The sequence below is a fragment of the Fibrobacter sp. genome (assembly GCA_012523595.1).
Taxonomy (GTDB): Bacteria; Fibrobacterota; Chitinivibrionia; order Chitinivibrionales; family Chitinispirillaceae; genus JAAYIG01.
Genome location: JAAYIG010000146.1, coordinates 25,677 through 40,947 on the forward strand (window position 1 = coordinate 25,677; position 15,271 = coordinate 40,947).

14 protein-coding genes are annotated in these 15,271 nt (G+C 43.8%); 7 read left to right on the forward strand and 7 right to left on the reverse strand.

What is annotated here, in order from left to right:
• Positions 1-46 precede the first annotated feature (46 nt).
• Entirely contained in the window at positions 47-1,873 is a 1,827-nt protein-coding gene (locus tag GX089_10035) for a glycoside hydrolase family 15 protein (GenBank protein ID NLP02822.1), read from the forward strand.
• Positions 1,874-1,940: 67 nt separating this feature from the next.
• Here GX089_10035 and GX089_10040 read toward each other — a convergent pair whose 3' ends face one another.
• The 7 genes from GX089_10040 to GX089_10070 form a co-directional block, all read right to left on the reverse strand.
• Positions 1,941-3,155 carry an AI-2E family transporter gene (locus GX089_10040; GenBank protein ID NLP02823.1) on the reverse strand — a complete coding sequence of 405 codons (1,215 nt, stop codon included), beginning with the start codon at positions 3,153-3,155 and terminating at the stop codon, positions 1,941-1,943.
• Between the two features lie 956 nt (positions 3,156-4,111).
• On the reverse strand, positions 4,112-5,782 hold the full coding sequence (locus GX089_10045; GenBank protein ID NLP02824.1) for a dockerin: 1,671 nt from the start codon (positions 5,780-5,782) through the stop codon (positions 4,112-4,114).
• Between the two features lie 305 nt (positions 5,783-6,087).
• Positions 6,088-7,020, reverse strand: coding sequence for a type VI secretion system baseplate subunit TssG (gene tssG, locus GX089_10050; GenBank protein ID NLP02825.1), 933 nt, complete (start codon positions 7,018-7,020; stop codon positions 6,088-6,090).
• Positions 7,008-8,723, reverse strand: a complete 1,716-nt coding sequence (gene tssF / locus GX089_10055; GenBank protein ID NLP02826.1) for a type VI secretion system baseplate subunit TssF — start codon at positions 8,721-8,723, stop codon at positions 7,008-7,010. Before tssF ends, tssG begins: the two co-directional genes overlap by 13 nt.
• Positions 8,724-8,732: 9 nt before the next feature.
• Complete coding sequence (tssE, locus tag GX089_10060; GenBank protein NLP02827.1) at positions 8,733-9,152, reverse strand: type VI secretion system baseplate subunit TssE; 420 nt, start codon at positions 9,150-9,152, stop codon at positions 8,733-8,735.
• Positions 9,153-9,544: 392 nt separating this feature from the next.
• Positions 9,545-10,939: a T9SS type A sorting domain-containing protein gene (locus tag GX089_10065; GenBank protein NLP02828.1), complete on the reverse strand. Its 1,395-nt coding sequence runs from the start codon at positions 10,937-10,939 to the stop codon at positions 9,545-9,547.
• 233 nt (positions 10,940-11,172) lie between these two features.
• Positions 11,173-11,745: a toxin-antitoxin system YwqK family antitoxin gene (locus GX089_10070; protein ID NLP02829.1), complete on the reverse strand. Its 573-nt coding sequence runs from the start codon at positions 11,743-11,745 to the stop codon at positions 11,173-11,175.
• 454 nt (positions 11,746-12,199) lie between these two features.
• Between GX089_10070 and GX089_10075 the strand changes: the two genes are divergently transcribed.
• From GX089_10075 to GX089_10100, 6 genes are all read left to right on the forward strand, one after another.
• Positions 12,200-12,874 carry a YggS family pyridoxal phosphate-dependent enzyme gene (locus tag GX089_10075; GenBank protein NLP02830.1) on the forward strand — a complete coding sequence of 225 codons (675 nt, stop codon included), beginning with the start codon at positions 12,200-12,202 and terminating at the stop codon, positions 12,872-12,874.
• Positions 12,874-13,128: a YggT family protein gene (locus tag GX089_10080; protein NLP02831.1), complete on the forward strand. Its 255-nt coding sequence runs from the start codon at positions 12,874-12,876 to the stop codon at positions 13,126-13,128. The genes GX089_10075 and GX089_10080 overlap by 1 nt, the downstream gene beginning before the upstream one ends.
• 15 nt (positions 13,129-13,143) lie before the next feature.
• Positions 13,144-13,698: a DivIVA domain-containing protein gene (locus GX089_10085; protein ID NLP02832.1), complete on the forward strand. Its 555-nt coding sequence runs from the start codon at positions 13,144-13,146 to the stop codon at positions 13,696-13,698.
• 17 nt (positions 13,699-13,715) lie between these two features.
• The gene (locus GX089_10090; GenBank protein ID NLP02833.1) at positions 13,716-13,991 is read left to right on the forward strand and encodes a DUF167 domain-containing protein; all 276 of its coding nucleotides are present in this window, start codon (positions 13,716-13,718) and stop codon (positions 13,989-13,991) included.
• A gap of 21 nt (positions 13,992-14,012) precedes the next feature.
• Complete coding sequence (locus tag GX089_10095) at positions 14,013-14,834, forward strand: purine-nucleoside phosphorylase (GenBank protein ID NLP02834.1); 822 nt, start codon at positions 14,013-14,015, stop codon at positions 14,832-14,834.
• Positions 14,831-15,271, forward strand: a 441-nt coding sequence (locus GX089_10100) for a class I tRNA ligase family protein (GenBank protein ID NLP02835.1), incomplete at its 3' end; no start/stop codon positions are given. The genes GX089_10095 and GX089_10100, both read left to right, overlap by 4 nt.

Below are 15,271 nucleotides of genomic sequence, written 5' to 3' on the forward strand. Positions count from 1 at the left end.
TTCCGATAATTTGATTATTAAGGTATTCGCTGAGGAAAGGTGAAAAATGGAGAACCTGGACTATGGTGTTATTGGAAATTGTTTGAGTGCGGCGCTTGTTTCAAAGGAGGGCACAATCGAGTGGCTTTGTCTGCCTTACTTCGATTCTCCTTCGGTGTTTGCATCAATTCTTGACAAACAAAACGGGGGACATTTCTCCATAATCCCCATGGACCTCCTTTCTTCCAGACAACAATATATTAAAAATACCAATATTCTTGTCACATCTTTTCAGACTCAGGATGGAAGTTTCGATATAATCGATTTCATGCCCAGATACAGATATGATGATGGTGATTATCATTGTCCGCCTGACATCATAAGGTATGTAAAGCTCCGGGGTGGCAAACCGCGGATAAGGATCATATACGTTCCATCGCTTAATTATGGAGCGTCAAAAACAGAAAATATCGTTGGGAATGATTTCATAAAAACCGTATCTGCAAGTGGAAATTATGAATCACTTTATCTTTATTCCAATCTTTCTTTAAAAGAAATATCAGACAGTTCTGCAATGTGCCTCGAAAATGATTCGTTTTTTCTTTTAAGCTACAATGAAAAACTGCCAAGGATTGATCTGGAACACATAAATCTGGAATATCAGCTTACACGTGCCTATTGGATGAACTGGGCGGCAAGATCCACCTTTTCAGTAACTGCCTTTGGTGATGAAATCACGAGAAGTTTACTTGTGCTAAAGCTGCTGTCATTCCAACCCACAGGGGCGATTCTGGCCGCGGCCACTACTTCTCTTCCTGAAACTCCAGGTGCTGAACGTAACTGGGATTACAGGTATTGCTGGATCAGGGATGCCTCCATGACCACGTCTATACTCGCGCGTATGGGGCATATCGATTCCGCCAAACGCTATATGCAGTTCATATTGAACATCGTACCGTTTAAAGACGAAAAAATACAGATTATGTATGGGATAAGAGGCGAGAAGAATTTGACTGAGCGTTTCCTTTCACACCTCGCCGGTTATGAGAACTCAACTCCGGTCAGAATCGGCAACGCAGCATTCAGCCAGAAACAGAATGACATTTATGGAGTCCTTCTGGATATAATCCTCATATTTTTAAGCACATTTAAATGTGATCCTCAGACAAAAGAGAGCCTCTGGACAATCGTGAGATCTATTGCCCGGACAGTGACTGAATCCTGGAATGAGCCGGATATGGGTATATGGGAATTCCGCAGTCAGAAACAGCACTTTACCTTCTCAAAACTGCTCTGCTGGATGGCGATGGACAGGGCTTCCCGGATAGCTGCCTTTCTTGGGAAGAACTCCTTTTCCATAACATGGTGCAAGACTCGTGAGATAATTAAAGAAGATATAATGGAAAAGGGCTGGAACGGGAAAATCAATTCTTTCACACAATACTACGGAAGTGAACATCTTGATGCTGCTAATCTTCTTATGGAACCATACGGTTTCCTTGATGCTTCGGATCCCCGTTATGTCATGACTGTTACCAAAACGCTTGAGCAGCTTTGTAAAAACGGTCTGATGTATCGTTATCGTAATGATGATGACTTTGGGAAGCCGGAGTCCTCATTTACACTGTGCTCTTTCTGGATGATTTCTGCATTATTTAAAATCGGAGAAAAAGAGAGAGCCTGTGCGATGTTTGAAAAGCTCCTCTCTCATTCCAATCACCTGAAACTTTTCAGTGAAGACATTGATTTTACATCTGGAAGACTTCTGGGAAATTTTCCCCAGGCTTACAGCCATCTGGCATTGATAGACACAGCAGTGCTTTTATACGGCTCGGATAAAAGCATACCGGAGGAACGGGGGCAAGCAGAAAAGATGGAGATTGTTTATAGCTGAGCTGGATAATGCCACTATAATGTATTACATAAGTTTCTGTTCCCCTTTATCCTGATCTTTACAACCTTCAGGGTTCCCGTATTGCAGGCTTCTGTGAAGCATGATTAATGCAGCCTTCAGGAAGATCTTCACAGAACTCTTCTTTGTAAATATCCAGTGCGGTGAGGAAAAACGAGGCAATTATTGGCCCAATGATAAAGCCTGTGATTCCAAAGATACTCAAACCTCCGATTGTTGAAATAAGAATTATCACATCATGCATTCGTGCGCTGCTTCCCACAACCCGCGGACGTATCACATTGTCCGCATTGCTGACAACCAGGAAATGGGTCACCAGGATTCCTATTCCCTGCCAGACCCTCCCAATCAATATCTGGACTATTCCAATGGGTACCAGTACAATCGATACACCAACTACAGGAAGTATAGAGAGAATCACCATTATAAAACCCCAGATAAGCCAGCCTTTAACACCAAAAATAAGGAGAGTCAATCCTCCCAGAAGGCCGTCAACAAGACCGATTATCAAAGTTCCAAGGACGGTAGCACGGGAAATCAGTGTAAAACGGGACACAATCATGTCTTTCTGGGATTTTTTGATTGGAAGAAGAGATTTGAAATTTTCGATTATTCTCTCTCCGTCAATGTAGAAATAAAACAGAAGGAGAATTGCCATAAGCAGATCAAAGGCAACTCCGAAGACACCAGCATAAGTTCTGTTAAGGACAAGGGATGCGGCAGAAGCACTATTCTTGATAATCTCCTGTCCCACGGATTCCCATTCAACCTGTTCCACAGCGTATTTCCCTATAGGCGTTTTTAAAAACCAGGCGATTATCGGCTGTTCCCGCCAGGTCTTCAGGAATTCACGCACCCATGGGATAGCAGCAGGGAGTATCTCTATTATCTGATTTACTATGAGATGTATGAAAATGTACAAAGGTATAAGGACAAGGAGAACCAAACCTGCACAGCAGATAAACGATGCCAGGAATTTTTTGTTTCTCAGTTTTTTAAGGAGAAATTTATAGACTGGAAAAGTAAGTGCCGAAATAGTGGCTGCAAGTGCCAGAGGTACAAGAAAGATATAGGCCATAGGGAAGAATGCAACTGTTGCTGCCAGGAGTAAACTGAGTACAGTGGCGTGGGATAGCAGTTTCCCGGGAGTTTGAGGATTACTTTGAGGGGCAGTTTCTCCTTTGGGTTCTATTGAAGATTTATCGGGAACCGGCTCTTCAGTGTTTACCTTCTTTTTTGGCTTCCTTTTGGATTTTTCAGCCATTTCTGCCTCGTAAATAGCAAAGATTAAGTGTAATAATCTGGTGCAATTAGCGAGCCATAAAAAACTGCAAGGGACGGACTATCTTTACCTTTTTCGAGAATGGATAAGAGATATCTATTTCTAAGAGGAAAACTTGTTTTGAGAGAAAAGGCACTCTTGCTGGACTTATGGGCAAGAGGATATTATTTCCATAAGGCACCTCTGGGGTGAAAGATTGATTTAAGCGATTTAAAAATGCTGAGCTGTCTCAGTGGTGAAATTTTGATTCTTAATCTCTAAAAACTTAGTATCTGTCTAAACCTTAGTAGTAGTGCAGAAGACCCAATACCCAAGATCTTATTATAAAATGTGAAAACGAGTACCATAAACAGCATCCTCTGGGGTGAAAAAAGAAATTGCAGGTGACGGACTACTTTTGCTTTTTTCGAAAAATGGAGAATTGATATCTATTTCTAAGAGGAAAATTCTCAAATTTGATTTAACTATCTCAGGATTAATTCTCGATATGAGAAAAGGTGTTCATTTTGAAAAACAATAAGCCACTGTGTCACCTTCGGGGTGAAAAAATGAAGTTTCCAGGGAGCAAACCTTTCCTGAAATGAAAAACAGATATCTATTTCCAGAGGGAAATTCCCACTTTGCTAAATCGGTTCTGGAGGTTAATTCTGAGTACGAGAAAAGACGTTCCAATTTGAAAATTGTTAAGTCAATATGTTACCTCTGGGGTGCAAAATGAAAAACCAGTAATAAGTAAACTATCACTTTACTTCCCAAAATGAATATTTTGCAAAAATTTCTATCCACGAACCAACTCTTAAATCTCAATGGTTTTTACAATTTGAAAAAAAACGGCAAATATTTATAGATTGTTTTCCAGAAAAAACGTATAGAAAACCCATTCGATACCGATATCCACCAATCTCAAGAAGGAATATTTTGTGTATTCTAACACTACTTTACCGTAGAAACTGTGTAGTTTTACGGCTGTTGTCAGTATAAATGTAAATCCCTGAAGAAATACCGGGTCTTGACATAAAAGCAGCTTCCGGCAGTACCATCATTCTTCCCCTGAGGTCGAAAACCTTTTGTAAACATCCTCCTTTTTCTGGTACTGTCACCGGTCTTTTGTATATCCTTTTTTCGATTCCTGTTATCAGTTTCCCCGATTCCCACCTCAACTGTGCCGGGTTTTTCCCGTTCTCAATGTCCGATCCAATTGACGGCCACTCCATACTGCCATAAAAGGCCGGTTTATTTTTAAGATAGTAGGAAACAAGTATGACCCGATTTTCAATACTTTCATCCCATACATACACTCCGTTTACTTTCTCACCATGTCTTATCGTACCCGTCGAACTGCCGTCGTCAATCCATTTTTTACTTGTATTCCCTACCAGATTCTGTAAATGGGAGTTATCGGAGAGATAAATTCCAGGTCCCTGAACAACATTTCTAAGAAATGTATTCCCCGGCCCCATCGGCCCCCAGTAGTCTGCAATTCCAATCTCCTGAACTACATTACCTTCAAAAAGGTTCATCTGTGCATAATGACCATGAAGAGAGATATCGCATGGATCCCATCCTGTATTGAGATTTGTTTCTCCCTCACCCTGTACCGGATTAATCGAATAGTTGTACCCGAATACGCATCCTACTGTTCCAATATGCACCATCATCGCATGACGCAGGGAATCAAAGATATTGTTTTCACAGAGCCCGTCAGTTGAGTGAAAGCCGAACTCAACCCCGTAACCAGCTCCACCATCTCCATAAGAAAAGGATCTGTGAAAATAGCTGTCACGAAATTCACAACCAATTGTCGTGTTGTTCGTTATGTGCATTTTCCGTGTGTGATAACTTTCGATATTTCTTACCCAGCAGTAGGCCGCGTTCTTGAACTGAAATGTACTGTTTCCTTCCTGAAGTCTTTCGATGTAAAAATTTTCAAACCCTACACCGCGCACAAAACCCTGGGGTCTGATTTGCGGATTGAGATCGGATCTGACATCATAATGGAGTGGAGTGCGGAATGTCACGTTGTTACCTTCTATATTTACAACTTCGAAAAGCTGGCCAACAGCATTATCAGCCCATGACTGAATCCATGCTTGATCAGTGTACATCAGAGGGGGATCATTTGCCTGCTGGATCTCAGCGAAAGCGCCAACAGTAAATTTGCTGCCATCATCGACTGTAACTGTTTTTGATCCTTTTGTAAATCCGCCCGGCAGATTCTGCCATTGCCCCCTTTTGTACGCTACCACATCGAAACAGAGTCCGGTGTGATCGTGAAGCAGTTTTGTTTTATCATAGCCGTCTCCGCGAATGACAACATTATTTTTGCCGATAGAAATAGTGCCGCTGAAATAATAGCTGCCTGCAGGGAAGTATACAACTCCGCCCTCAGAAGGGACCGCTTCTATTGCCCTTGTTATAGCATCTTTACAATCAGCTTTTCCGGTTGAATCAGCACCGAAATCAATGACATTGATAATGTTCTCAGAGGGAACTGAAATTCCTCCAGGTACTCCGGGATCCCAGACTGTCATACGGTCAGGAGTCAAAATCTCTGCTGAGATGCAGAACACTGTTACCAGTGCACAGGGAAAAAACATAAATCGTTTCATACAGTAACCTTCCATAGAAAGTTTGGTTTTCAGCGACTCATGTAAAAATTATACCACTAAAAACCAGTAGTGTCAGATTAATAGACTGTATTGCTGTTTCGATGGGAAATCTTTATTTCCCGTTGTTTACCGGTAATTCAGGTGGAGCGTTTCTGCCAAGTGGATATATCAAATACGGAGTTGAAAAAGCTGGGAGGCTCATCATTCCATTAAGGTATCTCTTCCACACCATATAGCCCTGAACTTTGAGTTCTTAGAAAAATCCGGGCAGGACAGCTATCTCTCTTGTCCTGCCCTCTATCACTTCAAGATTTCCTTCCCTGAAATACTACTGAGTGAATACCCGGTTTGGGTTCACCCAGAATTGAGGTTTTTCCAAGTGCCGCCTGCTTTTTCCCGATAATACACAGTTCCAGATCCTGACTTCTTACTTTAATTTCTATGTCATACTCAAGAGGTGTTGTAAGAAAAGAATCTGCCAGTACCCTTATCTGCTCTATTATATCGGGAGTGGAGAGAAAAGACTTGAAAATATCGCCTTTCAGAGGACCGACAGTTATTCGGAATTTGCTGCCGAAGTCAACGATACTGCTGCCAAGTAAAGAATCCTGCCCCAGACAGCAGCTTCCAAGGGGACGCAAATCGTGAACATGCACACGATTCGGCAAAAACTCCTGTATCTCTGTCGGGATTCCACCGCAGAAGGAGGAAACAAGAGCACACAATCCTTCTGCTGTTCCTTTTCCTGAGATGAAGAGTCCACCGTAAGGCAGAAGGTCTGTGTTCTCTCTTTCGGGTATACCTGCAAGAGACATTATACGGTCAAGAAAAGAAACCGTTTCCTGGTTTCTATCTATGTTCAGTAGATTGTGCTTTTTCCAGGCCTGATAGAAAAAACAATAAGTTCTATGGCTGAAAATTGAGAGGAAGTCAATCAGGGCTTCTGAATCCTCCGTATGACGGCATATATAGTCGGAGAAATAGAGTGGAAGCGGAGAGGAGACACCGGTCAGTCCCATGAAGGCGAGAGTAAAAAAAACAGAGTTCTTTCCTTCTTTTATAGAGGTTATGTCACTCTGGGGAAAAACTGTTGACAGGTCAGATAAAAAGCGGATCATGCCTGAGTTCAAAGGATCAGAGATACCCTTTGAGATACAGTCCTTTTCAAGCAGAGAAACTGCCCTGAAAAAATCAAAGCTCCGTGCGTCTTGTGAGAGTGTTTCAATTAAACCGGCCATTTTTTACCTTTTAGAGAATTCCATTTATAGCATTTTCCCGAAGGTTTTAATTCAATTGACAGCAGAAGGAAAGAGTTAATACAGATGTATTTTGATAAAAACTCTGCAAGGACCTCTCCGAAAAGATGTATCTCCTGGGGAAAGGGGAAAAGCGATTCCTGTATATGGATACAGTACTCTACACCTCTGATTAGACCTCCTCTGAAAACCTGCTCTGCCGGTTTGATGTTTATTTTTGATATAGACTTTATTTTTCTGAGATTCGATTCATCCTGTGACCACTCATGAATGGAAAGGATGTTTTTAAGATACTCTGCCGAGGAAAATGAGGACCAGCCCGCAGAGAGCTGTGAGAGAAATGTCCAGAGAAAGTTCTTTTCTTCCGGAGGGAGGAAGGGAAGTGTAGGTCTGGTGATATTTGTAAATGTTACAAAATCGGGCAGATCTCGCCCTGGGTTGTTTATGCTGTCCTCTCTCAGTTCTACTCTTGGTAATTCCCCATCAGTGCAGTATGCCCTTACAGACAGTGCCTCTTCAGCCAGTTCATCCAGTGTGCTTCTGCAGTTTGTGCTGATGTAAAGGTCTCGTCCTGAGCTGAAATTACTTCTGAAAGCAGAACTGAAAACCCGGTCTCCTCCGCATGGAGAAAACCTGCGTGAATAGGGGTATGTTTCCCCTGTTCTGCGATTGAGTGCCGTGACAGAGATGATACTGTGTATGCGGGAATACCTGTGACGGAGATCTGGTTTTACCAGGTATTCGGCTTTTTTTCCGGTTTTGAGCACCGGTTCGGTGTCGCTTTGATAAAGGTTTACCGCAGGTGTGCAGAATAGACGGAATGTTTCAAGGCCAAAGTGTCTTTCCTGAGGGAAATCACTATCGAAACGCAGTTCGACGGAAAATTCCTGATCCTGAGGATCTGCTGTTGACAAAGTATCTATGCCGCATAGGTCAATAAACATGAATTTTTCAGGGTAAAGGAAGTATTCAAGCAGCAGACGGCTGCTCCTGAATTCACGCGGATCCTCTGGAAGAAGTGACTGCGTGGGAGAAAATCCGGAACATACAGGCTTTGGAAGAGGGATTCTGTTGTTGCCCAAAACAAGAAAAATTTTTTCAGTGTGACAAAGAAAAAAATTGTGAATGGAGAGAGCGGTAGTATGTTCAGCATGGAGGTAAATTCTTACAGGGTCAAGTTTCAGGTTTTTCCAGTTGACTCCCGGCTCAAGTCTGAATCTGAAAATGAGAGATGCCCTGCCGCTGTTATCGTTTCCCCTGATTACTTTTTCGATTGACACAGGATTAACAGCGATTTCCTGGATTGTCATAAAATGACAGGGGACCGAATCCGGGCCGACAGGTTTTGAGAGCAGGTTTGCTCCTCTGGGAAGAATACGAGTTTCCTGAAGGTGCCCTTTCCGAGGTTTGAACTGGACGATTGTGAGGGATGGAATTTCGTACAGAAACTGTGGCCAGAGAAGGTCTATGAGTCCCCCGGTGAGTTCAGGGAAGGAGTCATCGAGTTTTTCCCTTATTCGGGCGGCAAGAAAAGCGAATCCTTCGAAGAGTCTCTCGACATAGGGATCACGGTCTCCTACAGCATCGATATCCAGAAATCTTGCCTGTTCCGGATGCGCACGTGCAAATTCTTTTCCGGATTCATAGAGATACTGAAGTTCCTCTTCGTAGTATTTCTGTATCATTTGAAATATCTATTCCTTTTTTCTGAAGGGTGAAACCGAAGAGTTTCCGGTTCCGGTGAAAGTGGTCTGGAACCGCACCTGGCCACCACCTTTTATCTGCCCGTTTATGATGAAAACAATCCTTTGCCTGCCAGATTCGGGCTCCTGATATTGAACTCTTACATTGACCAGCCGGGGTTCATATTTTTCGACAGTACGTCTTATTGCGTCCCTGAGATTCTCCAGCCCATCAGGCAAGGTACGGTAAACCTCGGAGATATCAGGAAGTCCGTAATCCGGAAGGTAAGAGATACTTCCCACCCTGGTGTTGAACATCCTGGAGAGATGATCCATCACTGAATAGACACGTCGTTCGCTGTATCCGATGCTTTCCAGCGGAGTTCCATCAAGAAAACAGCCTGTAAGGCTCTCAAAAATGCCTTGCTGCATAGAAAAACTGTTTTTGGGAAAAAGTTATTGAGAAAATTGAGAAAAGGGAAGTCGAATAGATATCAAGAATATAATAAGTTTAAGTTTAGAACGGTACACTATAATATGCAAATTGAATTGCCGGGTGGAAAGGAGAAAGAAACATGGAGAATAAAATGGATATAAGCAGGAACAATTGAGAAGATCAGAAAAACAGCCTGATTTTTATTACCAGTTTGGTAGTGTCCGGTTAATAGCACCTTCCTTCATGACCATCCCGTATGAATAATGACTGGCTATCTTTGGTGGGAGTTCAAGCCTGCATAGTGAGCGAAGCCTAAGTGTGCAGAATACATACAAAGAGGGCTCACTGAGCGTAGCCAAAGTGAGCCCGAAAGATATTTTCTTTACAATTACCTCATGAATGTAAAGCTTTCCTGCAGCTTTCCTGCAGTAGCCCTTACTATGTAAAGTCCAGCCGGTATGTTTGTTGCATCCCAGCTTATCGAGTGGTTTCCGGCAGTCTTTACCTCATCGATCAGCTCCTTTACAAGAACACCATTGGCATTATAGATCGCCATCTTTACAGGTGCTTCATCTTTAAGGGAGAAAGAGATCTGCGCTAACCCGTCAGACATACGTGCCGTAAGTGAAATCGCTGAAATTGGTGCACTCTCTTTTCTCAAAATACCAGTGGCGTTATCCGGTTCTTTGGTTAAAGGATGCGGATAAGTGTATGGCTTGTATCCGGGCATCTCGTAGGTGAAATAGTCTTTGTCGAGTTTGATATAGTTCGAACAATTGTTTACAGGATTAATGGCTTTACCTTCCAGAATGTTATTCCAGAAATAGGCATGATTGATCAGGTCAGGACAGGGTAACTTTGTACAGCTCTGAGTACACGAACCATTACAAAGCGCGTAATCGGTTATGGTGATCGCCTTGCCCGCATTATAACCTTTGAAGGTATTGTTGAACACTACACCCTGTCCGCCTCTGAGGTGGATGACCCGGGAGATTGTGGGACAGATATTGAAGACGTTGTTATAGATCTCCCAGGTAGCCGAACCTCTGCCTTTTACCTCACATGCCCCGTGTGCGTCAACTATATCCCACAGTGATTTACTGTAGTTAAACTGGTTATGACGTACCACGTATTTTGAGTGGCTGTTTGAGGCGATCCAGTGAGGCGGATTTCCGCTTGAGTTAGCTGTGATTATGTTATCCTCAAAGAAAAGCGCATCCGATGTCCCCAGCGGATAGGGAGGTCTGGGATTGGGATCGTTGCTTCCGTATAGTCTTGCAGCATAGGAATTGAGAAATTCATTGTGATCGAAAACTCCCGTTGCCCCGCCTGTAGTCTCGATGACAATATAGTTCCCCTGGAACTTGCAATGATCTACCCGGAGATTCTTTACTGCCTGTTTGGGTGAGCCGCTCCCTGAAGCGTAAATCACCTGGTTGCCTGAACGGAATTCGATCCCGGTAATTCTGAGACCGGAGGCACTCTCACCTGAGAGGTAGATGGTTTTGCTTCCGGCATTGATTATTGTTGAACCTGCTCCTGCTCCCTTGATAGTGATATTCTTCTTCTCTATCCTCAACTGTCCTGACCAGGACTGGGTTCCCGACGGTAATACTACTGTGTCACCGGGAGAAGCCGAATTAACAGCAGACTGCACTTCTGATTGAGAGAGGCTTTTTGCCTTGATCACATCACCGTGAGAAGAGGCAACAAAAGCCGCTGCACCGCAAAAAAGAACTCCTTTAGTTAAAGACTTTAAATTCAGGAAACAACGTACTGACACTTAAACACCTGCCTTTAAAAGAAATACAACACATTAAGAGTAACTGATTTGTTCCCAATATAACATTTTAGAGAGAACAAATTGCAAGTGTTTGTTTGTCAAATATTATGAAATGTAAAGGTTTGATCCGCTGAAAGACCTGATTTTAAAGGGTGATGGTGAATGTTGAGGAATTATGGGTGTTGATAATTGAGTGTGAACATCAGAGGAAAAGAACTGTTTCTGGAAGGCTCTTATTTTACCACTTCACCATTTTCCCAATTGATCGTAGTAACACGTGGCTGCTCACCTGCAGAGTAGTCGTAGAAGATTTCCTTGCCATGCTTTTTTCCGGCGCGGTAAAATGCCTCGTAGATTTTCCGTCCGCTCTCATCATAACCTATTTCCAGGCCGTCTTTAAGCCCGTTTTTGTAAAGCTCTTCCTTGGCTTTCTTTCCGTTATTGTAGAAAGTGGTCTCAAGCCCTTCCTGTTTGTCGGCACGATAAAGGATCTCTTTCTCAAGAACTCCTCTGTGATTCCAGAAAATCTCTTTACCGCTTTTATTCCCGTTTACATAGGTGGTTTCTCTCAGTTTAGCCCCGAAAGCATCCCAAAGAGTCTCCAATCCGTTCTTTTTTCCGTTCCTGTACTCTACTTCCATCTTTTTGGCTCCGTTAGGATACCAGATTGTGTAAGTTCCATGCCGGATGGAGCCCCTTTTTGTTGTAAATCTTTCCTGACCTTCAGGAGTGTCCTGCTCAACGAGCTTAAGATTGCTGCAACTGGCTAAAAATGCGCATAAAACCGCGGCTGTGATCCATCTCATTTTTTCCTCTTGCCCCCCTTGCAGGAATCTGACTGCTTGAGTGTATAGGTCTCAAGTCGACTGCAAGATATGCACCTTTACTGAATGAATGCTTTTTTTGTTTATTTTAGAACTATCTGTGCTTTCTGCATAGATATTCTTATACAAAAAGAATGTTTTATCCGGAAATCCGGGTTCCATGTTTCAAATCAGGAAAATATTTATTAAAGATAACATGGTTTAAAATAATAATATATTCAAAATCTTTGTACAGTATTTTTATCAGTAATATCCCAGAAAGCAAGAAAAGAGGATTGCTGAGCAGCACAGTACGGTTCAGGTTTCTGCCTGGTCGGAGACAAAAGTGCTCAACCAGAACGCATATAAAAGCGCTCATTTTATTATATTCACTGAGAACAATATACATTCCACCTGAACCTGGACTATTGAATCGGCAGGTTCGTAATAACCTTATATGGATGAACAACTTAAGGAACGTCTGGCAAGTGTCCGGGAACGGATTGACAGGGCTGCCCGGAAATCGGGAAGAGATGCTGAAGCTGTAAGGCTGATAGCTGTTACAAAGACCTGTCCGGCACAGGTGCTTCAGGAGCTGATAGAACTGGGAATCAGGGATCTTGGTGAAAACAGGGTCAATGAAATTGAACAGAAAGCTCCGATGCTTAAGGGTGATTATACCCTTCATATGATTGGCCATCTCCAGACAAACAAAGTATCCCGTGTGCTGCCATATATAGATTGGATTCAATCGGTCGATAGGGAGAGGTTAATCTCCAGGATCGAGTTTCTGCACAAAGGTCCTCCCCTGAAAGCCCTGGTGGAAGTGAATACATCCGGTGAGGAGTCCAAAACCGGATGCAAACCTCAGGACTGCAGGAAAATCTGTGAGAGAGTGGTGCAAAGCGCTTCCCTGAAATTCTGTGGCCTTATGACGATAGGGCCTCTCCATGGCGGGGAGAAGGAGGTCCGGGGGGCTTTTTCGATGCTGCGGGAACTCGGTGAGGAAGTAAAGGATCTTGCAGGGGAGATAGAATTGTCCATGGGGATGAGCGGAGATTTTGAATGGGCAATTGAGGAGGGATCAACGATGGTGCGTATTGGCACTCTTCTTCTGGGTGAGCGTCGCTGATGGCCTATTGGATTCTCCTTATTTTCAGAATTTATGAATTCATAGTATTGGCAAGGGTGATTATTTCCTGGGTTCATGTCGACCCTTATAATCCTGTGGTAATGTGGATACATCGTCTCACAGAGCCTCTCCTGGATCCGATAAGGCGGCTTGTTCCTCCGGGAAGAACAGGACTGGATTTTTCGCCACTGATTCTGCTACTGCTTCTTGAACTGCTGGAGCGGTTTCTTTTGCGATCACTATATACATTTTAGTCGGGGAGCATCAGAATGCGTATCACTCCACTTGACATCAGAAAACAACCTTTCAGGCACGTATGGCGTGGATTTGATCCTGACGCGGTGAACAGCTTTCTGGAGATGGTGGCTTCGGAGTATGAAGCGATCATAAAGCAGAACGGAGAGTATGCCACTCAGATTAAGAACATGGAAGCACGGCTGGAGAGTTATACCAAAATTGAGCGCGTTCTCAATGAGACTTTATTGACAGCGCAGAAAGCCACGGATGAGGCCAGAGTGAATGCTCAGAAAGAAGCTGAACTGATATTGAAGGATGCCAATCTGAGGGCGGAGCGCTACGAGGATGAGGCCCGGAGCAGAGTGCATGAGCTGGAAAGTGAGCTGGTGGCACTGAGGAACCAGCGTGACAGTTTCCTGGCCAGATTCAAATCTATGCTTACCACTCAGCTTAATCTCCTCGAGATTATAAGCGGTGACCTCAAGCAGAGTAATGAGGGGAGTAAGGATAGTTTAATGGAAATCGCTGAGGAGGAGACGATGGATGAGGTGCCTCCACAGCCCAATATCTCCTCTTTAGATGCGTAAAGAGGGACGGTTTCGTTTTGGAGAAACAATCGGGCTGCACATTCGAGGTTCATCTCAAACCCAGAGCCAAAAGAGATGGAATCGTAATGGGTGAATCAGGGGTACTTGAGATTTCGGTTACCTCTCCGCCGGTCGATGACCGGGCCAATGAGCATCTTGTAAAGCTGCTCTCGAAGCGGCTTTCGATTCCCAGATCATCAATAAGAATCATTAAGGGCGGGCATTCCAGAAACAAGGTGGTTGCCCTCGATGGTTTGACAGATACTGAAGTGAAAAACAGAATCGCAGTATAACTATTAACAATGAGGAGTATCATGACAAGCACCTTTGACATGATTCAGGAGTCATTGAAGTTTATTGAATCAAAAACTTCGATTAAGCCGGAGATCGGAATTATACTGGGAACAGGTCTGGGCCGTCTTGCGGATTCTATCGATACCGATGTATCTCTGCCCTACGAGACTGTACCTCATTTCCCACTGTCGACTGTAGAGGCGCATGCCGGTAAGCTTATTCTGGGTACGATGAAGGGGAAGAGTGTCGTGGCGATGCAGGGGCGGTTTCACTATTATGAGGGTTACACGATGCAGCAGATTGTTTACCCTATAAGAGTGATGAAGTTCCTGGGTGTGCAGACTCTCATTGTCTCAAATGCCTGCGGAGGGGTAAATCCGCTGTTTGTGCCTGGAACGATCATGGCGATAACCGATCATATAAACCTGCTGGGTGATAATCCTCTTATTGGTCCAAATGATCCCCGTATAGGACCGCGTTTCCCGGATATGTCGGAACCCTACAGTAAAGAGCTTCTGGAGCTTGCAATGAAAGTGGCGCTTCAGAACGGCATCAGACTCGAACAGGGTGTGTATGCATCGATGTCCGGTCCCTCTCTTGAGACAAGGGCTGAATATCGCATGTTAAAGACTCTGGGTGCAGATGTCATCGGAATGAGCACCGTTCCGGAGGTGATTGCTGCGGTTCATGCAGGAATCAGGGTACTGGGACTTTCGGTTGTCACCGATGCCTGTCTGCCTGATGCGCTTGAGCCTGCTGATATAAAGAAAATAATTGCGGTTGCTGATAAAACAGAGCCGGTACTTGTACGGCTGATAGAGAAAGTGCTTGAACAACTATGAGTAAAGGATCCTTTTCGCCTGTTAACAATCAAGTCAGATTTCCTGAAGTCGAGGATGAAATTCTCAGGTTCTGGAAAGAAAATGGAATCTTCGAGAAGTCGCTGAAAGAAACTGAATCAAATGATGCGTTCGTTTTCTATGATGGTCCTCCTTTTGCCACCGGACTTCCCCATTACGGGCATCTTCTGGCAGGTACACTGAAAGACATAATTCCGCGCTACTGGACCATGCGGGGCAACTATGTGGACCGCAGATTCGGCTGGGACTGTCATGGTCTGCCGGTTGAGAATGAGATGGAGAAGGAGTTCAAGGTCTCAGGTAAACGCGATATAGAAAAACTGGGAATTTTTATCTTCAATGAAGCCTGCCGTTCGATAGTGCTTCGTTATACCAGCCAATGGGAAAAAGTTGTCAACAGGATGGGGCGTTGGGTACAT